Source organism: Pseudomonas mucoides (assembly GCF_015461845.1).
GTDB classification, from domain to species: domain Bacteria; phylum Pseudomonadota; class Gammaproteobacteria; order Pseudomonadales; family Pseudomonadaceae; genus Aquipseudomonas; species Aquipseudomonas mucoides.
On the sequence record NZ_JACOPW010000001.1, the window covers coordinates 1,483,493 to 1,503,138 of the forward strand.

At 53.0% G+C, this 19,646-nt stretch carries 18 protein-coding genes and 1 tRNA gene; 4 read left to right on the forward strand and 15 right to left on the reverse strand.

Annotated features, from left to right (window positions below):
* The first annotated feature begins 124 nt into the window (after nt 1–124).
* Both H8F22_RS06985 and H8F22_RS06990 read left to right on the forward strand, forming a co-directional pair.
* Nucleotides 125–1,009: an alpha/beta fold hydrolase gene (locus tag H8F22_RS06985; RefSeq protein WP_027925565.1), complete on the forward strand. Its 885-nt coding sequence runs from the start codon at nt 125–127 to the stop codon at nt 1,007–1,009.
* Between the two features lie 181 nt (nt 1,010–1,190).
* Nucleotides 1,191–1,264: transfer RNA gene (locus H8F22_RS06990), tRNA-Gly, on the forward strand.
* Nucleotides 1,265–1,699: 435 nt separating this feature from the next.
* Here H8F22_RS06990 and H8F22_RS06995 read toward each other — a convergent pair.
* From H8F22_RS06995 to H8F22_RS07030, 8 genes are all read right to left on the reverse strand, one after another.
* Nucleotides 1,700–2,488, reverse strand: coding sequence for a competence protein CoiA (locus H8F22_RS06995; RefSeq protein WP_194939878.1), 789 nt, complete (start codon nt 2,486–2,488; stop codon nt 1,700–1,702).
* Nucleotides 2,489–3,317: 829 nt separating this feature from the next.
* Nucleotides 3,318–6,056 carry a hypothetical protein gene (locus tag H8F22_RS07000; protein ID WP_194939879.1) on the reverse strand — a complete coding sequence of 913 codons (2,739 nt, stop codon included), beginning with the start codon at nt 6,054–6,056 and terminating at the stop codon, nt 3,318–3,320.
* Nucleotides 6,053–7,267, reverse strand: a complete 1,215-nt coding sequence (locus H8F22_RS07005; protein ID WP_194939880.1) for an SIR2 family protein — start codon at nt 7,265–7,267, stop codon at nt 6,053–6,055. The genes H8F22_RS07000 and H8F22_RS07005 overlap by 4 nt, the downstream gene beginning before the upstream one ends.
* 376 nt (nt 7,268–7,643) lie before the next feature.
* Nucleotides 7,644–9,317 carry a hypothetical protein gene (locus H8F22_RS07010; protein WP_194939881.1) on the reverse strand — a complete coding sequence of 558 codons (1,674 nt, stop codon included), beginning with the start codon at nt 9,315–9,317 and terminating at the stop codon, nt 7,644–7,646.
* A gap of 456 nt (nt 9,318–9,773) precedes the next feature.
* Entirely contained in the window at nt 9,774–10,451 is a 678-nt protein-coding gene (locus H8F22_RS07015; protein ID WP_194939882.1) for a hypothetical protein, read from the reverse strand.
* A 236-nt stretch (nt 10,452–10,687) separates the two neighbouring features.
* Entirely contained in the window at nt 10,688–11,050 is a 363-nt protein-coding gene (locus H8F22_RS07020; protein WP_194939883.1) for a hypothetical protein, read from the reverse strand.
* A complete protein-coding gene (locus H8F22_RS07025) occupies nt 11,047–11,184 on the reverse strand; it encodes a hypothetical protein (RefSeq protein ID WP_194939884.1) in 138 nt (45 codons plus the stop codon). Before H8F22_RS07025 ends, H8F22_RS07020 begins: the two co-directional genes overlap by 4 nt.
* Nucleotides 11,185–11,795: 611 nt before the next feature.
* On the reverse strand, nt 11,796–11,981 hold the full coding sequence (locus H8F22_RS07030; protein ID WP_027925568.1) for a hypothetical protein: 186 nt from the start codon (nt 11,979–11,981) through the stop codon (nt 11,796–11,798).
* A gap of 612 nt (nt 11,982–12,593) precedes the next feature.
* On the opposite strand from H8F22_RS07030, the gene H8F22_RS07035 reads away from it, so the two are divergent.
* Nucleotides 12,594–13,322, forward strand: a complete 729-nt coding sequence (locus H8F22_RS07035; protein WP_027925569.1) for a class I SAM-dependent methyltransferase — start codon at nt 12,594–12,596, stop codon at nt 13,320–13,322.
* A 261-nt stretch (nt 13,323–13,583) separates the two neighbouring features.
* Here H8F22_RS07035 and tam read toward each other — a convergent pair whose 3' ends face one another.
* A complete protein-coding gene (gene tam, locus H8F22_RS07040; protein WP_194939885.1) occupies nt 13,584–14,354 on the reverse strand; it encodes a trans-aconitate 2-methyltransferase in 771 nt (256 codons plus the stop codon).
* A 310-nt stretch (nt 14,355–14,664) separates the two neighbouring features.
* A complete protein-coding gene (locus H8F22_RS07045) occupies nt 14,665–15,750 on the reverse strand; it encodes a type I restriction endonuclease (protein WP_059181485.1) in 1,086 nt (361 codons plus the stop codon).
* 238 nt (nt 15,751–15,988) lie between these two features.
* Between H8F22_RS07045 and H8F22_RS07050 the strand changes: the two genes are divergently transcribed.
* Nucleotides 15,989–16,399, forward strand: a complete 411-nt coding sequence (locus H8F22_RS07050) for a low affinity iron permease family protein (RefSeq protein WP_027925571.1) — start codon at nt 15,989–15,991, stop codon at nt 16,397–16,399.
* Between the two features lie 66 nt (nt 16,400–16,465).
* On the opposite strand, the gene H8F22_RS07055 is transcribed toward H8F22_RS07050, so the two are convergent.
* The 5 genes from H8F22_RS07055 to H8F22_RS07075 form a co-directional block, all read right to left on the reverse strand.
* Complete coding sequence (locus tag H8F22_RS07055) at nt 16,466–16,969, reverse strand: DUF4142 domain-containing protein (RefSeq protein WP_194939886.1); 504 nt, start codon at nt 16,967–16,969, stop codon at nt 16,466–16,468.
* 75 nt (nt 16,970–17,044) lie between these two features.
* Entirely contained in the window at nt 17,045–17,203 is a 159-nt protein-coding gene (locus H8F22_RS07060) for a KGG domain-containing protein (RefSeq protein WP_081744010.1), read from the reverse strand.
* 116 nt (nt 17,204–17,319) lie between these two features.
* Nucleotides 17,320–18,669, reverse strand: coding sequence for a sensor domain-containing protein (locus tag H8F22_RS07065; protein WP_027925573.1), 1,350 nt, complete (start codon nt 18,667–18,669; stop codon nt 17,320–17,322).
* Nucleotides 18,670–18,687: 18 nt separating this feature from the next.
* Nucleotides 18,688–19,326, reverse strand: a complete 639-nt coding sequence (locus H8F22_RS07070; RefSeq protein WP_027925574.1) for a LysE family translocator — start codon at nt 19,324–19,326, stop codon at nt 18,688–18,690.
* A gap of 65 nt (nt 19,327–19,391) precedes the next feature.
* Nucleotides 19,392–19,574 (reverse strand): hypothetical protein, encoded by a 183-nt coding sequence (locus H8F22_RS07075; RefSeq protein WP_059181487.1) that lies wholly within the window; start codon nt 19,572–19,574, stop codon nt 19,392–19,394.
* Nucleotides 19,575–19,646 lie beyond the last annotated feature (72 nt).

Genomic DNA, 19,646 nt, shown 5'->3' on the forward strand with positions numbered 1-19,646 from the left:
ATAATACCCGTCGACCTGCTGTACGGATCGACATGGGCCTCCAAATTCCAGGCGTATGCCTACCTGTCACAAAGCTCGTGCAATCTCATTTGCGCGCATACCCGCTTGCCAGGAGTCTTATGACATGAGGCCAGAAATCGCTGTGCTGGATATACAGGGTCAGTATCGGGTTTACACGGAGTTCTATCGCGCAGACGCCGCAGAGAAGACCATTATCTTGGTCAACGGCTCGATGGCCACGACTGCGTCGTTTGCACAAACCGTGAAAAACCTTCATCCGCAGTTCAACGTGGTCTGCTACGACCAGCCCTACGCGGGCAAGTCGAAGGCCCATAACCTGCATGAGAAATTGCTGACCAAGGAAGTCGAAGGGCAGATCCTTCTGGAACTGATCGACCATTTCGGCGCCGAACACGTGCTGTCGTTTTCCTGGGGCGGCGCCGCGACCCTGGTCGCCCTTGCGCACCAGCCACGCCGGATCGAAAAAGCCGTGATCAGCTCGTTCTCCCCGGAGATCAACGCGCACATGCTCGACTACCTCGAGCGCGGCGTCGACTACCTCGGCAGCCGCGACGGCGACCGGGTCGGCAACCTGGTGAACAGCACCATCGGTAAACACTTGCCGACTCTGTTCAAGCGCTTCAACTACCGACACGTCAGCAGCCTGGCCGACCATGAATACGGGCAGATGCACTTCCACATCAGCGACCTGCTGCACAGTGACCGCCAGTGCTTCCTGAAGGCGGCGGAGAAAATCAACGTACCGGTGCTGTTCATGAACGGCGAATGGGACGAATACACCGCCGCCGATGGCGCGCGCTTGTTCGCCAACCATGTGCAACACGCCACCTTCACGACCCTGGAAGCCACCGGCCACTTTCTCGACATGGAACACAAAGCCGCCTGCCGAGACAGCCGCAATGCACTGCTGGGATTCCTGAAACCTGAACCACACGCCAGCCGAACGCGTTACCACTACGTCCAGGATCACCATGCACTGGCAATCTGAAACAGCGTCCTCGCGAGCAAGCATCGCCCTACAGTCGTTGAACGTATTTCTGTAGGCGCGAGGCTTGCCCGCGATAGACCGTTTTGTGGTGTGTGCCGTGTTGCCTCTGCGCTAAAGCAGTCCAGCGCAAAGAAAAACTTCATTTCCACGCGCACATCTGGTACAAAGTCAGCCGCTCTGAGCGGGTGTCGTATAATGGCATTACTCCAGCTTCCCAAGCTGATAACGAGGGTTCGATTCCCTTCACCCGCTCCAATGTTTTCAAGGCTTCCAGCGGTGCATGTACATGACTGCAATCAGTTGGGGGCCGTTTTGGGGGCCGTTTTGACTTTAGGATGCCCTGGCGAAGCTGCTGACTTGTAATCAGTAGTTCCCGGGTTCGACTCCTGGTGCCGGCACCATATAGAACAACGACTTAGGCTCACCTTACGGTGGGCCTTTTTCGTTTCTGGCCTCAACCTCCTTCAATTTTCCCCGTTCGTTCCCCGTTTCGGGATCTTCTATTCCTAAGTTCTTGAGACATCTCAAAAAATTGGAGAGTCGCGCAGCGCCGCTCGGCGCTACGAAATCTGCGATCCACGATGATTGGCAACAACCGGCTAGCAGCAGGCATTCACAGGAGGTGACTTCTGTTCGGTTTCCGTTGTTCCTCACAGGCTAGACGGCCGGAACAACGAGATTAAAGGTGTCCTAAAGTCGGAATTTTTTTCGAATCATTGACGTGCGATTGGGGTGCGGAGAAATTTCTTTCAGCTTTCGAGGTTGCGGTACAGGTGGCGGTGACTCGTAATCCGCGATGAATGCGGTGAAGTTCTGCACAAGCGAATCGAATTTGCTTTCCCCATGCGCGCTGATCTCCCGATGGATTCTGAGGAACTCCTCGCGCGAAATTTGGAAGACGTACGCTCTCACATCGTCGCTAGCAGGGAAGAGCCACCAAAGCGTCCTCTTGTCTCCGAAATCAAAGAAAACATGCGCGGTGCTGCCCGCCCAATCCCTTAACAAGGCGCCCCCGGGTAAGTTGATTCTCCGCTTGGACGAAAGCCGATTGCGAGGCACACCATTAGCCCACGCGCTCAAAAACTTAGCTTCATCTCTCTGTCGTGTCTTTCCATCCACCACCCAAATCAAGGCTTGGTAAAAGGCCTCGCGAGATCGGCGCTCCTCAGGTCGGATGATCGAGTGCTGGAACTCGAGCACCCAGCCATCATGAGTCTTCACGTCTGCAATGTGTCGTTCACCGTCCTCGGTATGGTGAACAATCTCCTGCCAGTCAGCGGGAAACTGGTCTTTCCAATCGAGGTGCCACTCAGTTTCTTTTTCCCACCAGGAGTCACAATCACGCATGGTTTGATGCGCCCAGTGCCACGCTTTCAACTCTCCGCACTTCGCATGCGTAGTGCGCCCACAGCTTGGGCATATTCCGGAAAGGTTTGGCTGCGCCAGTTGGCGTTGCCCGCTTACCAAGGAAAATTTCATACCCCAATATTTCTCATGGTCAGATAGCACTCGTGGAAAAGAGAGCTGATTTTTTTCTTCGGTGTTTGACTGACTTCTACCCCACCACCGACAGCATAGGGTCGATTGCTGCCCCTCGCTACAGAGGCAAATTAACCACTCCAATGTGTCGCGGCTGGTCGTCATCCAATGTGTGACTGATTTCAAAAAACGGGGGAACGGGGGAACAGTGGGAACAGCCAATGTTTCCGGGGGCTTGAGAGGGGGAACTTGTACCCCAGTGTTTTATTGGGGGAACAGAAGCTGCCAGATCGACAGCTGCCACTTGAGTTGACCAAACCCAGTTAACCAGAGTTAACCGAGTGAATTAGTCGGTTAACTCTTGGTTAACTGCCCTGAAAGCCACAGCCCGCTTGCTTCTCAGTCGATTTAACCTGCCGGTTCGAGTGATTAACCAGTTAACCGAGTAATTTAGTCGGTTAACTCCTTAGTTAACCGCCCTGAAAGCCTCGGCCGGCTTGGCTCTCAGGTGAATTGAAGGACTGCCGAGTTAACCAGCTCAAATGCTTAGTTAACCGGGCTACAAGCCACGCCCTGCAAGGCTTTCAGCTTAGTTACCAACCGAGTTAACCAGTTAACTAACTTTGGCGGGGTGCCGCTAACAAATTTACGCGAGTTTCAGCACCCGTATTCCGTCTAAATTGCCAGGGGCCCCGACGTGTTTCAGGTAAGGATCGCTACTTCTTTGACGAGACGCTGACGACCGTCAAGACTCAGTGTCGCAGTGCACAGTAGACATCCAACTTTTATCGTAGATGCGATCGATGTGCATAAGTAAGACCGGATACCATTAGCGCCTAGCCGCAGTAGAGAGTCGTCTATAGATCGGATTTTTTGTAAGTTCAGGAGAAACATATTGTATTTGATCTAATGCCTCAGTGAGATCGTAAGGAATAATTGCTCCGTCCGCGTTTCCAATGGTGAGATCAAACAGACGGAGTAAGGCTCTAGCTTTGTACTCGCTGTCGATAATGGAAAGCTTCTTCTCCCCATGGACCTCACCATATAGGCCGTAGTCAATCAATGACCAGCATTTGAATGGAACGAGGAAGCGTTCAATGGCATCGACGGCCTCACCAAAAGCGTCTTCTGATGCCGCTGGGAGAGCAGCAAACGCACCACTAACGCCGGGAGTAGCCAAGGAGCGCTCTGAGGGCCAGACCTGTTTGAGAAATGGCGCGGCTGCCGTTCTGAACAGTTCAGCGGCGCCAGGTGTGTCTATTTCATCTGATTTACTAGCAGACAGTTCTCGTACAAATTGCTGGACCGCTTTAGCTGCAGTGGCACGAATTTCATCGTCCAAATTCCGCAGCATTTGGAGAATTTTTGGAGCGGATACAGCTGGTTCACGCGCCTCTCTGAAAGAGTGCAAACTTTCTATGACAAGGCTGAAAACCAAGCTTTGTCGAGCTTCGCGCCCAAGGCGCCGATCATTGGCCCTTTCCACCATTTCGTTGCCGATGATTTTCAGAACGTCGCTGTAACGTGTACGTCGCGCTACAGCACGCCAGAGGGGGACTGAGGCATCATCATTTATCAACAATGGCGAAATCAGGTTTACTTCAGCCCAGTGTCGATCAGTGCGAAGGAAATACGGCAAATGCTCGATAAAGCGATGGCGAACGATCAAACCGCTGCGGCCAGTTGCACTAATTGCTGTATCCCGCATCGTGCGGGTGACGGTGCCCTCGGCGAAGAGAGCCTCGACGCCGGCGAGCGATCGCCAGGCTTCAATGAATACGCCCACTAGCTTTCCTACAGGCGTATTTAACGTATCCAGATCCATGGGCACATCGTCATCGTTTGCGCTACGAACCAAAACGTTGAGATTTGCATCATCTGTGTGGGCAGTTTGTATATTGGTAGCTTCGACAGCTAATGGCCAAACCTTCTCCCATACAGACAAGCCCAGATTGGAAAGTACAACTTGTATCCGCCAAGCATCCAACCAGGCGCAGACTCCCTCGATTGCCACCGAGAGTGTGTCCTCGGTGGTTTGGATCAGCATCGAGAGCACCCGCTCAGCTTCAGATTGAAGGTCACGATTAAGAGTAGCGTTGCCATCTTTCATGGTCGGTACGTGTGCCCAACCGAAACGGTTCCAGACATACGGAAAATCGTCTCCGCCATTGCCAGTTGATTCAAGATCCCGTAGTACTAGCAGTGTATTATCGAACTCTTGAAGCCAGTCATTCGCGCCCTCTGAAGGATTGTGACTCCAACCGTCACGACTAGTTGAAAGGCCAGTTTCCAACGCTCGCAAGCGAATCACCCCAGTCATAGAGTCATATTTTGAATCTGGGTTTGGCTGAACCCAATACGCCGTGGGACCTTTCGGAAGCCCTCCATCCACGCCCATGTCTATCAAATCATCGAACCGACTAAGGTTTGAGTTCAGCCATTCCTGTTCATCCAGTGGCAACGCTCCTCTCGCGGCTTCGATCCGTCTAAATTCTCGGACAGCTTGGTAAGTTCGGGCCTCTTTGATTTTTTCAGCCTCTACTTTTTTCGGCCAGAAATTGCGCGGAGGCCCTTTGTGTATTCGCTTGGCTATCGCCTTCTGAGACAGGAGGTCTAGATCGCCAAATCGTATCGCACGAAGCTCTGCGATCTCCGGAAAAATGTGCAAATTCCAAAAGTGGAGGTCATCGAGGTTGGCTAGGAACGCGATAACTTGTATGGGCTCAACGAGTTCTGGATTCCGAGCCGCGGCTGCCCAAAGACGTGTATAGACAGATGATTGCTCGCTCCTCCACCGTTGGACAAATTGCCGTGCATCAGGAGGGCTTAGCTCCGCGATCCGCCCGACAACTGCGAAAAGAAGTTTGACTGATGGGGCGATTCCAGTGTGAAAAGCATCGGGGTCACGGTCGTTATCGTCGTTGGGTGTACCGATTGCATAATATACCCGTCGTAAATCCCCAAGCTTCCAGTAATTATCTTGATCATTCCAGCCGAGCCGTCTAGCTACTTGAAGGCCGAGATTTATAGCTGATTCCAACGCAATCCCTAATTCCTTTAGGAAGGCTATTTCAGTTAAGCGTGCCAGTTCGAGCACGTCTAAATTCATTAGCTCGCCGCTGGTCAGCTTTGCGGAAAGCAGGTGCTCGAACGTTCTAGGACGGCTTGGTCGTTTTGCAAATTGGCGGTACCAGGAGTCGCGTGGTTCAACGCTCAGGGTCGGCATGACGCAGGCTACAATCTTTGAAATGACTGCCCCCGAACGATCTCCTGCGCGAAGCCGATTTTGAATGTCATAGATCGCAGTTGATGGATCCGATTCGATCCTTGGGGTTGACCAGCTTTCTTCGATCAACTGCCATGTAGAGTTCCAGGGCTCATCGAGATTGCGTCCATGAGGACTTCGCAGCAGATACTCAATGGCAATGCGCTCCACTCGCTGCTGCGGTCTTAAACGCAGTGCCCAGTCAATCGTTCCAGCGTCCGCTAATCGTTGCTCAAGAAACACAATCATTGCTTGCAGCGAGGCGCGGTCTTGCTCATCGAGATATGCCAAATCCGCAATCATGGGCGGCGATCCTGGTCTTTTTCTGCACCGATTTTAATGATTGCATCGAGCCAGCCGAGGTCAGCTTTTCCACGAGACGTTAGCGCAGACAATCTAATTCGTTCACTTGTATTGCCTCTTCTAATCAAATGATCGAACAAGTCGCGATCCGCTTCCGGCGATAGTGCTCTGGGGTTTCTCACGATCCTCCGAATTTCGGCATCTACACGGCGTGGACTTCCATTATTTGCCGAAAAATTTGCCCAGCGCTCAAGTGTTTCGCGTAATGCGGAATGTTCGTTTTGATCATCGTAGTGTATTGGTGTAATACCGCGCGCCTTCCAATCCTCAAGCGCGATTGGGTCAGGTGTGCCAGAGCCGAAAAACGTGAATCTCTCCTTCAAGTCTCCGAAACGAAATCCATCTGCAGCCACCGCATTTAACAAGTATCGCATTGGCGGATCGTTGGCGCTGTAGCCAACCAAGACTAAGTGGTACAAGCGGGCAGCATCATAAATAAGATCCGGTACAACTCGACGACGTAGATAAAACTCGCCGAAGTCTTGGTCTGAAATAACTAATTCGGAAACACGATTTGGCTGCGGCTCAAGTACGCCGTGGATGTGAAACACTCCAGCGAAATCCAACTGTCGAGTGGGCCTGGGGATCGCCCCGAGTGAATAAGTCTGGATTTTAGAGCCGCGACGCTTCCCTGCACGCTCAAGAAGCTGGTCAAAGTTTGTTGTGACGATAGTAACTGCGCCCCCTCGATCCGCAAGTCGCATAAGAGCGCGATGAATAGGAGCTGGCTTGGTATCACCAGCTCGCAAACGTTCGGCTACAGCATGTCTAACTTGACTGCCACCATGTGTTCGACCATCAAGACGTCTTTCAAGCATGCCTAGGACTACGTCGAAGTCTCCGATGATGAACCGATGTACCTCCGCCTTTTGAGGGGCATTGAGATGCGACACATCTGCTTTCCATTGGTTACAAGCACCGCGTGGTAACTTCGAAATAACTGCATAAACGCCGGGGTCTAGCTTTTCGTAAACGTCGACTACAAGTTGGCGGAAGTCTGGTAACTCAGCAGGCATCGAAATACCTGCGCCGCATATAAATAGGACCTGGCCTCGTGCGTGGGCTAGCAGCAGGCGTTCCGGTATTGCAGCCAGACCGTTGCCGAATGAGATTACGCGATCTTGAGCAGATGTATCCATTTTCAAATTCAAGCCCATGTCCGTGGATCACGAATGTACGCCAAGGATCGGCATAGAAGGTAGCAGAATACATTCGGAACACATGAGTCGGTTTCCATGATAAATCTATCTGAGTCATACCTCTGCTCGTCTGGCCCCCCTGATGGTTGTGGTACGGAGGGCAGGAGAACTCACAGAATCAAGGGCTCGCGGCAACCTCCGAAAATGGATCATGCTCAGGGACACGGCGAGGCCCAAAATTCTCCCTGCGGCACATCCTCTCGGGAGGAGCCGCATATTTTTACTGAGTGTCCGGTATGGTTGGTAAAGGTTGATGGTTTTCGAGGCTGGTTTGCTGCTAACTCATCTTGAGTTGCCTTGCATCAGTCGGAGGTGCTCGCCATTCTATCTATGAGTTTGGAAAACTGTTAAGTACTTCCCAATGATCTCCTTCAAGCAAATTAGATTCAATTAGCGTTTCTTCAGTTGTGCGGACTTCATATATTGTACTTTCTCTGTTATCCAGATCGCTAAACACTAGAGACTCGATATTGATATAGTTAGTCGATATTCTCGGGGCTTTAATAGTCTGGCCAAAAATATCACATGCAAAACCACCGACCTCATTAATTGTGATGTGATTTGCTTTTCCCTTGGAGTTAAGGTAGTCAAGGGTAAAGCCCTCGTAGAATTTAAAGTGCCCCCAGCACAGCATGGAAGGTGTGCGCTTACTTTTGACTGGGCCAGATATAAGGCGAGAGTACTTGTTGAGAAATCGCTGAGTGCGCTCATCGATGTTTATGTTTTTCAGAATAATCGCACTTTCACATTTTTCAGCGATTTTTCTAGCTTTATGAAGAGCCGAAATGACCTCAGTGAACTCGTCAACAAATATTCTGATGTCGCCATTTTGACTTGAATCAAACCTAGGTAATTCATTTTCAATTTCAAACTCAACAACAAAGTGTCCTTTCTCTAAGTAAGATAGGGCGCGCACCAGTCTACTGAAAAGCGGAAGCTCTAAGATGTTCAACCCCTTCCATGCTTCAAGGTTAAACGACATATCCAATTTCGTAAGGCTTTTGTCGCCTTCAATTGCCACTTTAAATACAAGTAAGTCGCTTAGGCACGCGCCGTTTATTACTGCGCGAATAGCTCCAGAGCTGCAACTAGATATAAATGATTCTATTAAATATTCATGCCCATCCAAGTCGCAAGCATAAAAATTAGTCTTGATTGGCTTTTTTATGCTACTAAGCGATATTGAGCCAGCGCGCTTTGTATCAAATTTTTTATGAATGGCTTCAAACAGCTTTGAGCCAGCAAGCTCAAAATTTGACGAGGGTATAACAAGCTCGCGCCCTTCCTCAAAAAAAGCCTTTTCGGCAGACAAAAAACCTTCAAGATTTTCTATGTCGTTAATTAATATGCAGAAGTTTGCGTCTTTCGAAGCAGGAGTTATAACGTGATTGATTTGTTGCCCATCACGATTGACCTGCACTTTAAATCGTGGATCTAAACTTTCTAAGCCTGCTTCATAGCCTTCCATAACCTCAATGATAGGAGAGTCTATTGGGTTTCCGGTCCGGTTTACCCAGCGTTCTAATAATGCCACTGATTCAGTATGTGCGGCATCCTTTAACTCTAATTCGGTAAAGGCTCGTTTGTTGACCATTTCATTCGCGCGAATTTCAGCAAGGCGCTTCCACTCATGCAAGGTCTCCACCGGATAAGGTGAATCGTCTGCATCTACCAGTTTAGAGTGCGTTTGACACATCCAAACCCCATTTCTTACATCCTTACGCTCTGCTTGGGTTTGACTAGTGTCGTATCGCGGACCACCGGGGGCGGCGGCCTTAATATGGCATGCAACACCAATGCTGAAAGGCCCGTCGTGTAGTGCCTTTGAACCATGGGTGTGCACATGACAGCCAGGGAAGGAGCAAACGTTACCGGCCATATCTCGTAGGCGCTGAACCGTCGAGGCTAGAAAATTGTCACGTTTTACTGACGTAGATCTAGCTTTTTTGATATTGCCCTTTGCTTTAACTGGCTTCTTGTCCATAGGGTTTTTTAAGGCCATATACCCTCATTCCCAACTGAGTTCACATCAATATTATGCTAAGAAATTAATCGCTCGGCGACTTTTTTCCCTGACTGAAAAGCTCTGCTGGCTGCATCGTCGGACGCCAAAAAAGGTCCCCGTTGCCATTTTCAAACCTCGGCATTAACAAATTGTGGTGTCGTCTTGCAGGCTCCGCCGTTCGTGGCTTACGGACTGATTTGTGAATATTCAAATCTAACGCCTGTCTACCCGCGAACAGCTCCAACGCCACATTCATCTACCCTTTGGGCCGTTTCGCCTACCTCGTCTACGGTTGATTCTTGATAGGCATTGCAGCCCTTACCCGACGTGGCCTCCAAAGGATTACCCGATTTGTATTTCTATCGTCCTTCAATCCGTGAATGACGAATTGCCTTTTGGCGTCTGAGCGGGAAATCACGACGCCGCTATAACGCATAAAGTGTTTAGGTCTCCTCAATAACCCAGCTTACTCAGATCATCCCGGAAACACTTGGTCTCCAGCTGCCGCGAAGCCTGAATCAAAAGAATAGTCAGAATTACCAACAACCCAGCAAGCACAAAAGGAAGTTTTTGGAGTAGCCATGGGCCTACAGTATCAAGATAATCGTAAATACCTGGTACTAGCTTTTCTATCATTACATAGGGAGCATCATAAGAACGTCTGAATTGTATCGCCAGGATCACTGTCATCGCCGTAGCCATCGAACCAAAAACCACTGCGTCCAGGGTCCGCGCAGCCACTACTTTGATACGTTGCCATACTCCGCGTCTGCGATCTTTAATTGGCACAATCTGAATGTCTTTTATCTGTAGAACATCACCTTGGCGGACCGTATCACTCATTTTCCAAGTTACATCACCGAATGTGAGGGTTCGATGCTGGCCGAACAATCTCTTAAAAAAATTCAGCGTCCAAAATGAGTGCGTAGAAAATTTATCCAGTGCCGCGTCGGTAAACAGCAGAGCGCTGCGTGGCGCGAGAGCTCTAGTTACACCAATCTTTGTTCGGCTTTCGACCCCAATGGTGTATAGCCGCCCTTGAGTCCTAACGTTGAAATGACCGTTGGGGACATCGAACACATCGACTTCGGCAGTTGAGTAATGGATAAGTGCTCGCGTTGATTTTGGCATGTACATCTACTTTCGAATAAAAACTGATCAATAGGGCACGTTATCCGTTACGCAGGATCACGTCATTTCAATGTAATTCGGCATGAAAAGGCAAAGCTTTACTTCCTGATTGAAAGGTCAGAGGAACCCTTTCAGGCGCAACGCGACGAAGGCAGCCACATACCTCTTCATGTGCGAATAAAAAAGGCCGCCAGGGTGTGAACCCAGCGGCCTACGGTCACCTCAAAGCCAAGGGATTAATCCGGCGCTGTTGCGTACTTGGCGGTCAGTTCCAAGGCCAACACGTCGTCCATCACCGAACGCTCGAAAACCTCCATCTGAGCCGCCTCGACATCATTCTCACTGATCTGGCGTAGCAGCGCGTACGCTCGGCCGGGGTAATGTATGGTCAGTACCTGCACCGCCCACTGCGCCTTTTGCTCGGTGGAAAACGGACGAACAATGCTCCGTTCGCCTCCTGACTTGATCGCCTCCCAGCAGACCACCGACCAGAACACGACCTTCTTGCCCACGGTTTCAAAGCCGCGGCACAACGGTCGTTCGACAGCGCTGGCGACCCACGTGCGGTACAGATTTACTTTGTCTACGGCCGGCTTCACCCGAGCAGTACCGACGGATCGTCGAGCAGGTCGTGATAGCTAATTGAGCGGCTACGGTCTGCCATGTGGGGAATCTTCATAGAGCGAAAGGCTTCATTGCTGCCGAGGTTCACCAGGTGGCTGCCAATGTTCACCAGTGCCTGCACCTGTTGATCCCAGTCGTCCTCCAGCTTGGCGATCTGCGACGTCCGGACCTTCTCCCGGGCAATGCCCTGGACGTGATCGCTCGACGCATGGATGCAGAGCCGTCCTGATGTGATAAGGGGCGCCTTTCGGGGCGCCCTCGATTCGTAGCAGCTGGCGAAGCCTGCGTCCGGCTGCGCAGCAGTCGTGGAATCAGGTGACGCGGTGTTTCAGGAAGACCTCGCGGCTACGCAAATGATGGAAGCCAAGATATGGCAGGCACACCCTACTTAGCGTAGCGACTTCACCTTCTGCGGCATTTCCAAAAGGCACGGTTGCAGGGAGAACAGGGTGGTGACTTCTGCGGTACACAACCGAGGCGACTCGGTTAATAACGGTGTTTGGTCAGATTGGCGTTCAGGACGAGGGACGATGTGCCGACTAATCCGGACTGGATTATGCGGCAGGACCTGATGTGAGTTATACGACGCCGCTGATCAGTTGTGCACGGTAGATAGCCGACAAGCGCTAGTTGGTGGGAGGTTGCCAGGAGGGCACAGCGATGAGGTTTGTTTCAGCGCCTCAGATAGTACGAAAAAAAGGTATCTGAGCCGACAGAGAATTAAAGATGTTTTGCGACAAAAGCGACGGCGACAAACAGGGTCAGCGCGAATGCAGCACCGATGCTGAACGGCAACAACGTAGTGCGGATTTTGGTCGGGGCCGGGCGTCTCATCTCTTCAGCTAAAGCCTCCATTTCACGATGCAATTGCTCGATGCTTGCTCCGTTACTACGATGAGTGGACATGTTTCTTTCTCCTCTCGCAGTCCGTGTTGAGTCCGTGAACTGTTCCTGACAATGTGAGCCGTGTGGTTGCAAAGCTCAAGTACCAGCGATGTATGTTGAGTATCGGCGACCAATAGCTTATCGAGTTCTAAATTTTCGCGATCGTTCTGGTGCATTGATCATCCTTCTCGGCTTTTAGCCGCCAACCTAAGCGTCGTTGTCTGCGAAGCCGGCAAAATCTGTCGGACGTCAATCACTCATCACCTATCGTGCAGTCCGTTCTGCGGAGCACTATTTCCTATCTACCCACCAGCGGATAGCGGGTGATTCCCGCTTAGGTTGTAGGCAACATCCGAGAGCTGCGCATGAAGGAGCGTTAACTGTTTTTCGGTCGGTTGATCGTCTTGCAGTTCGGCCTTAACCGAATCGCCGATTTTTTACATGGGCCTTGGTTACAAATCCGCAACGCTCAACCCGTTTCCCCTCCCCGCCCGACCCGCTAGCATTTCCACCATCTCCAACGCCCCTCCCCACCGCGCGGCCATCAACGAATACGCGCCACAACGCTTCGAGGGAAACCAATCGGCGCGGCCCAAATTCCGCCCACCAACGATCTCAATAGAGCAACCCGACATGACTCAAAACATCTACGACGATCCGGAGTTTTTCCACGGTTACAGCCAAATGGGCCGTTCCCTTGGAGGCCTCGACGCGGCACCGGAATGGCCAACACTCAAATCAATGCTGCCGCCGATGAAAGGCCTGAAGGTAGTGGACCTCGGTTGCGGTTACGGCTGGTTCAGCCGCTGGGCCAGTGAGCAAGGCGCTGATAGCGTGCTTAGTCTGGACGTCTCGGAAAAGATGCTGGAGCAGGCTCGCAAGACCACATCGGTGGGCAACATCCACTATTCACGGGCAGATCTGGAACAGCTTGATTTACCCATAGCTGGTTTCGACCTGGCTTACAGCTCACTGGCGCTGCACTACATCAAGAATCTGTCCGGGTTGTTCGCCACGATCCACGCGGCCCTTAAACCTGGTTCGCGCTTTGTGTTTTCCATCGAGCACCCGATCTTCATGGCCCCGCGCAATCCGGGTTGGCTGATCGACGGCGAGGGACGCAAGCGTTGGCCGGTAGACAGCTATCAACGGGAAGGTGAGCGGGTGACGAACTGGCTGGCGGAAGGCGTGATCAAGCAGCACCGAACCCTTGGCACGCTGTTCAATACGCTGATTGGCGCGGGTTTCAGTATTCAGCATGTCAACGAATGGGGGCCGAGTGATACAGAAGTGGCGGCTCAACCGGCGCTGGCCGAAGAGCGGGAACGGCCGATGATGTTGCTGGTTAGCGTTCATCGCTAAGAGCCGCGTCGGGTTCTCGTATATTTTACGTATAGGTCTTTGAAATCCGGTAAAGAAGCAGTAGCGCGATGTTGGGCCTGACTAAAGGTGCCTTATTCTGTCGGCTCAACTTTCACCTAGAGATCAACATGGACAATTCAGAGTTGGGGATCATGATCATTTCGATGATCGGGTTGTTCGGCTTTGCTTCGTTTGTTTTTGAATATTTGAGTGCCAAGTACAGGGACAGATAACGCTCAGCGAGATCCGTCCCTTTTTGCACTATCGGGTTGCGACAATAAACAACCGCGGAAACGGCAACAGCACCGAACCATCGCTCAACGCCGGATAAGCCTGCTCGATCGCGGCATGGTATTGCTTGAGGTAGTGCGTCTTTTCCGTGTCATCCAGCGGTTCGAGAAACGGCCGCAAACCGCTGCCCTTGAACCACTCGACCACACCCGACGCGCCACCTGCCAGCGGATGATGGTAAGTGGTGCGCCACACATCGACGCGCGCACAGTGTGGCCGCAGCATCGAGTAGTAATCGCTGGCACTGGCCATCTCGGTGCGTTGCCCGGCGGCGTCCGCCAGTTTGCTGGCCCAAGGGCCTTCGGCGGCCACTTCGCGCATCAGGCGATGGGAAGGTTCGTTGAGGTTGTCGGGCATCTGGATGGCCAGGCTGCCGCCCTCGGTCAGTCGGGCGGCCAGCGACGGCAATAACGTCGCGTGATCGGGCAGCCATTGCAGCACGGCATTGGCGAAGATCACGTCGAACGGGCCGTTATCGTCCCAGGTTCCGATATCAACAGTGTCGAACTGCACGTTTGGCAAGCGCTTGCGAGCGGCCTCGATCATGTCGCTCGAACTGTCGACCCCACGCACCGTGGCGCCGCTGAAGCGCTCGACCAGCAACTCGGTCGAATTGCCGGGACCGCACCCGATGTCGATGGCCGAGCGCGCATCCACCGGCGGGATGGCGGCGAGCAGGTCTCGCGCCGGGCGGGTGCGTTCATCTTCAAAAGCGACGTATTGTTTGGCGGACCAACTCATTGCGTTCTCCTGTTGGTGCGTTGTTGCGAGGCGATGGGTAACTTGAGTTGGGTAGTGAAACTGAAGTAGCAAACAACAGCCACAAAAAACCGGCCACCTAGGCTTATGCCGGAAAAGCACAAGCGATAAGAAACCTGTGGCAAGGGAGCTTGCTCCCGCTGGGGTGCGGAGCGCCCCCCTTTCTCACCCAAAAAAGTAGGGGACTGCTGCGCAGTCCAGCGGGAGCAAGCTCCCTCGCCACAAGGTATGCATCATCCATAACCGACATTGGCCGTTTCGGCCAATCTTGGCTGGTTTACGACAAACGATGCTAGGCGTAATACCCAACCGTCTTCTTCAAATGATCCGAATACTCGTAGATATCGTCTATCGAATTTATCGCATGTCGGGTTTCATTTTTCTCTTCGTCAAAAATGCCGATGTACTTCTGTGAACGATTGAAGTGCAGACGGCAAATCGGTTTACGGTTGTTGTCGTCGAGCAAAATACCGAAGTAACTCTGAGTGTCGCGCTGAACAATCCGCTTTGCATCGACCACAGACCGGACCACGGCACGAACGATGTGATAACCCTCCAGTTCTTCCAATGTCGTCAGGACCTTGTCCTCCGACTCGTCCCGCACATCCGGTGGCTCAGCCCCACTGGATGAAACTGGCAAAGACGCCAATGCAGGTTGTATGGCACCGCTCATGGCGGACTTGAGCCTTTCGTTGATTTGATCATTGAGAAATTGCACGACCGCTTTTCTTGTCAGTTCATGGAACTGCTCTCGGACCTTTTGAGTAATCACCCCGTCGTAGACACGCGAAGCGAACACTTTGACGAAGTCGTCATCGGGTTTGCTGACTTGAGCCGCAATGACCTTTTTGATTTGGCTGACGTACTTCAACTCACCTGCGGCGCTGATGATCGAATCCACATCGAAAGCTGATTTGGTGAGCTTCACCAATTCCGGGACTGAATATTCATCGATGTCCAGCAGGTCGAGTTCAAGGAACGGCTTCTCATCCATCTTGTTGGGCGCATCCAGGTCGGTGAAGAATTTGTAGACCTGGCCGTTAGTAAGGATGGAGATTCGAGCGCTGGTGACATGGAAATAGCGAAACAACTGAGACGCATGATTGATGTGCAGTGGCTCGCCTATTTTTTTACACTCGATAAGAATCTGAACTTCTCCACCCTTCATGATTGCGTAATCAATTTTTTCTCCTTTTTTCGTGCCGATATCGCAAACGAATTCGGGAGTCACTTCAGTCGGATCGAAGACATCGTAGCCCAGTACTGTGCTGATAAACGGCATGACAAAAGCGTTTTTGGTCGCTTCTTCCGTCTGAATTGCAGCGCTCTGCAAACGAACTTTGGCGGCTAGACTTGCTAACTTTTCGAAGAATTCCATGAGTGACCTCTTAGCTGGTTTCGATCCGTGTGCTTGCATGCTGGCAAATTGACTGCCCTTGATACTAGACACAAACCGGCACAAAGAAAGATTCCGATCAGGATTTGCGAAATACTGAGGTTTCTTACATCCGAAGCCAGCGCAATACGCGCTTTCCATGAGTGCGCAAAACCCGAAAGAATTTTCAACACGCCGTCGCTGTCTGAAATTCAGGCGCATCCCAATAAGGAACACGGCAATGAAATTCGCAAAAATCTCGCAGAAACTCGCCCTGTGGGCCGGCAGTCCCAAGACATTCATGGGGGCGCTTATTCTTATTATTCTGTGGGCCGCGAGCGGTCCGATTTTTGGTTTCAACGACACCTGGCAACTGGTCATCAACACCTCAACCACGATCATCACGTTTCTGATGGTGTTTCTGATCCAGAACACGCAGAACCGCGACACCGACATTCTGCATCTGAAAATCGATGAGTTGCTGCGGGTGAACAAGGAGGCGCAGAACGCGATGTTGGGGCTGGAACTACTGGACCTCAAACAACTGGAAGCGCTGCGCCGCCACTATCGCGCCATGGGCGAAAAAGATGTGCATGACTTGGCGGGGCTGGCGACGACGAGCCCGCGCAAACAGGGTTTGAACAAGTGCTGAGCACAAACAAAACGGCGCGTGATGTGAATCACGCGCCGTTTGCTCTGAATGGCGTAAAGACTTGAACTAGCGACCGGCCTGCAACGCCCTGGCCATTTGCAGATGGTTTTGCAGTTTGGGCAGGGTTTCTTCAGCAAATGCTTTGATTTGCGGAATGTCCGTGGTTTGCGCTTCCTGTTGAAGTTGCTCGATGGCTTGCTGCGTGGTTTTCACCTGACTGGCGGCGTAGGCCTGGTCAAAGGTTGCGCCGTCCATCGCTTGCGGCATCAAGGCTTTGGCCTTATCGACCACTTCTTCGCGAGGGGCCACTGGCAGATCCAGTTGCTTGGCGATTTTCGCCAGGTGCTGGTTGGCGGTGGTGCGGTCGTTGATGACGACGATGGTGTAGTCCTTAACCTCTTTGGATTCGGTTTTCTGATGCGCCAGGCGACTGGCTTCGATGTCGGCCATGCCTTGGGCCGAGGCATCGTTGATGAATTCGGCGGGGGACTGGGCAAAGGCACTGCTGGCGAACAATCCCAGGAACGTGGCAAAACTTGCATGACGTATTCGGGTGGCCATCCGGCTCATGGTCGCGCCCTCCTTCTGAAAAAATTCAAGCGGGAGCTTGCGCCCCCGCCTCTCGATCAAAACCACCTTCAATCACTACTTGGACTTCTGAGGACCTTTGCGGCCCATTTCGGGTTTCGTAGAGTCTTTATCGACCGTCGTTGTGGTGGTTTTCCCACCTTTGCGACCGGCTTCAGACGCCTTCGTTCGATCGTTGGCGAAGTTTCCCGAGTTCGAGTTTCTTGAGTTAGGCATGATTCTCTACCTCTTGGTGATGATCCAGGCGAGCAACAGCCCGCATAAAATCAGAATGAACGAGCCCCAAAAGGTTTAGAAAACCTGAAAACGCCGCGACGAACGGCGGCGAACTATCAGACTTCGAGTCGTAGATGATGCTGGCGTTTGGCAGCGTACATGGCCTCGTCGGCATGCCTGAATAACTGCTTTTCCTCGGTGCCGTGCTCGGGGTAATGAGCGACGCCGATACTGGTGTGGATGTTCAGGTTGTGCCCGTCCAGACGCAGCGGCTGCGCCAGGACCTGAAGAATTTTTTCCGCCACGCCGTCGGCGTCTTCCAGGCCGTGGATGCTGTGCAACAACACCACAAACTCGTCCCCGCCGATGCGCGCCACGGTATCGGTTTCGCGTACGCACCCCTTGATCCGATTGGCCACCGCTTGCAACAGCATGTCGCCCACCGCGTGGCCATGGGTGTCGTTGACGTCCTTGAAACGGTCGAGGTCGACGTACAGCAACGCCATGCGCCCACCATCGGCCCGGGCCAGCGCCAGCGAAGCCTTGAGACGATCACGCAGCAGCTCGCGATTGGGCAATTGAGTCAACTGGTCGTACTGCGCCATTCGCTGCAACCGGGCATGCAACTGCTTGCGCTCGATGGCGGTCGCGACCTGGGCGCAGACGTATTGCAGCAGCTCCTTGTCCCGTTCGGTGTAGCGCTCGCCACCCGCAACGCTTTTGACGATGAGCGCGCCGATGGTGCCGTTTTGCGAATTCAGCGGCACGCCCAGCCAGCACGGTGAATTCGGGCCCTCGACCAACGTCTCAAAACCTGCGGGCGAATGGCCCTGGTCCGGGGTCAGCAAAATGGGCAAGCCGCTGCGGATCACTTCCGCACACAGGCGCCCGGTGATGGTGCCGGGCTGCTCGGGTTGCAGTTCGTGGTCGTTGACGTGATAGGGGAAATTCAGCTGCGCGCAGTGTTCGTCATACAGCGCCACGGAGAAATTCAGCGCAGGCAGCCATTCGCCGATGATCAGGTGAATGCGCTTGAACAGCGCCAGCAAGTCTTCCGCCGCGTGAGCCGCTTCGGAAATCGCGTACAACGCTGCTTGCCGGGACTCGGCCTGCTTGCGTTCGGTGATGTCCCGGGCCACGGCGATGCGCAATTGATCGACTTCCGACCAGCGCGCCGACCAGAGGATGTGCACCACCTGGCCGTCCTTGCGCAGGTAGCGGTTTTCGAAGTTGAGTTTGGGCTCACCGCCCATGATTTCCCGCGCGGCGTCGAGGGTGCGCTGGCGGTCGCCAGGATGCACCATGTCGATCATCACTTGGCCGATCAGCTCGTCGGGGGTATAGCCAAAAATGCGCTCGCACGCCGCACTGACAAAAACGAAGCGACCTTGCTTGTCGACCGCACAAACGGCGTCCAGCAACAGATCGATGTAGCTCGCCAACGGCGCGGAATTTCTGGATGCCATGGTGTCTTGCATATGGCCTCAAGTCTTGTTTGTGACCAGTCCCGGCAACGCGTGCGCCAGGGCATTAATGGCAAAACCGATAAACATGACCCCGCACAACCGGGTGATGGCCAGTTCGTGACGTTGATACAGGGTCCGGACCTGCCGCGCACCGACGATGCCGATGAGAATAGCGTAGGCGATCAGGCCACCGACGAAGCTCAGCACAATCAACCACGGCAGCATCGACCAGTGCAGCAGCTCCGCGCGGCTCGAGAGCAGTGCGGTAAACGTGGCCACCGCCACCGGGTAAGCCTTGGGATTGGTCAAACCGAACAGAATGCCGTGCCAGAACGGCTGGCGGGCCGGGCCTTGAGGCGCTTCGGCACTGCTGCGTTTCGCCCGCACGGCGCGCAAACCGAGCCAGAACAAATACAACCCGCTGAACACGCCCAACACATCGAATGCCGTGCTACCGATTTCCCGCGCCCCGACTATTGCAATCAACGCGGTACTGCACCAGACCACATCGCCCAGCAAATGCCCACACAAGAACCCCGCCCCCGCCCGCCGACCGCGCGCCGCGCCAATGCCGAACACCGCCAACACACCCGGCCCCGGAGTGATGCCGTAGATAAAGCCCGAGGCGAGAACAGCCATTAGCAGCGATGGGGTCATCAGGAAATCCTTTTGAACTGTCTGGTGAATGGGCGCCAGTCTATCTCAGGTCCTTGTGCGTGGACTTACTGATCGTCGAAGAACTTCATTCCTGCGTTGGGTCGTCGTTCCGCCCATTCAGCCAATTCAACACCTGATCCCCACCCCGCCACGTGTGCCACGCCAACACAAACGTAAACGACGCGCCGCCACATCGATATCACAAGGATGATCAGGTCGAGACGGCGGATCAGGCTTTTTGGCAGCATGGAGGGCTCGATGACTTCAGTTCGGCTGAGTCGGCAGATAGCTCGGTTTTTGCCCACAACCTCACACGCCAT

Coding starts and splice junctions, on each gene's coding strand:
- H8F22_RS06985 (WP_027925565.1), top strand. CDS start 125: ATGAGGCCAGAAATCGCTGTGCTGGATATACAGGGTCAGTATCGGGTT.
- H8F22_RS06995 (WP_194939878.1), bottom strand. CDS start 2,488: ATGAAATTTTCCTTGGTAAGCGGGCAACGCCAACTGGCGCAGCCAAAC.
- H8F22_RS07000 (WP_194939879.1), bottom strand. CDS start 6,056: ATGATTGCGGATTTGGCATATCTCGATGAGCAAGACCGCGCCTCGCTG.
- H8F22_RS07010 (WP_194939881.1), bottom strand. CDS start 9,317: ATGGCCTTAAAAAACCCTATGGACAAGAAGCCAGTTAAAGCAAAGGGC.
- H8F22_RS07015 (WP_194939882.1), bottom strand. CDS start 10,451: ATGCCAAAATCAACGCGAGCACTTATCCATTACTCAACTGCCGAAGTC.
- H8F22_RS07030 (WP_027925568.1), bottom strand. CDS start 11,981: ATGTCCACTCATCGTAGTAACGGAGCAAGCATCGAGCAATTGCATCGT.
- H8F22_RS07035 (WP_027925569.1), top strand. CDS start 12,594: ATGACTCAAAACATCTACGACGATCCGGAGTTTTTCCACGGTTACAGC.
- tam (WP_194939885.1), bottom strand. CDS start 14,354: ATGAGTTGGTCCGCCAAACAATACGTCGCTTTTGAAGATGAACGCACC.
- H8F22_RS07045 (WP_059181485.1), bottom strand. CDS start 15,750: ATGGAATTCTTCGAAAAGTTAGCAAGTCTAGCCGCCAAAGTTCGTTTG.
- H8F22_RS07050 (WP_027925571.1), top strand. CDS start 15,989: ATGAAATTCGCAAAAATCTCGCAGAAACTCGCCCTGTGGGCCGGCAGT.
- H8F22_RS07055 (WP_194939886.1), bottom strand. CDS start 16,969: ATGAGCCGGATGGCCACCCGAATACGTCATGCAAGTTTTGCCACGTTC.
- H8F22_RS07060 (WP_081744010.1), bottom strand. CDS start 17,203: ATGCCTAACTCAAGAAACTCGAACTCGGGAAACTTCGCCAACGATCGA.
- H8F22_RS07065 (WP_027925573.1), bottom strand. CDS start 18,669: ATGGCATCCAGAAATTCCGCGCCGTTGGCGAGCTACATCGATCTGTTG.
- H8F22_RS07070 (WP_027925574.1), bottom strand. CDS start 19,326: ATGACCCCATCGCTGCTAATGGCTGTTCTCGCCTCGGGCTTTATCTAC.
- H8F22_RS07075 (WP_059181487.1), bottom strand. CDS start 19,574: ATGCTGCCAAAAAGCCTGATCCGCCGTCTCGACCTGATCATCCTTGTG.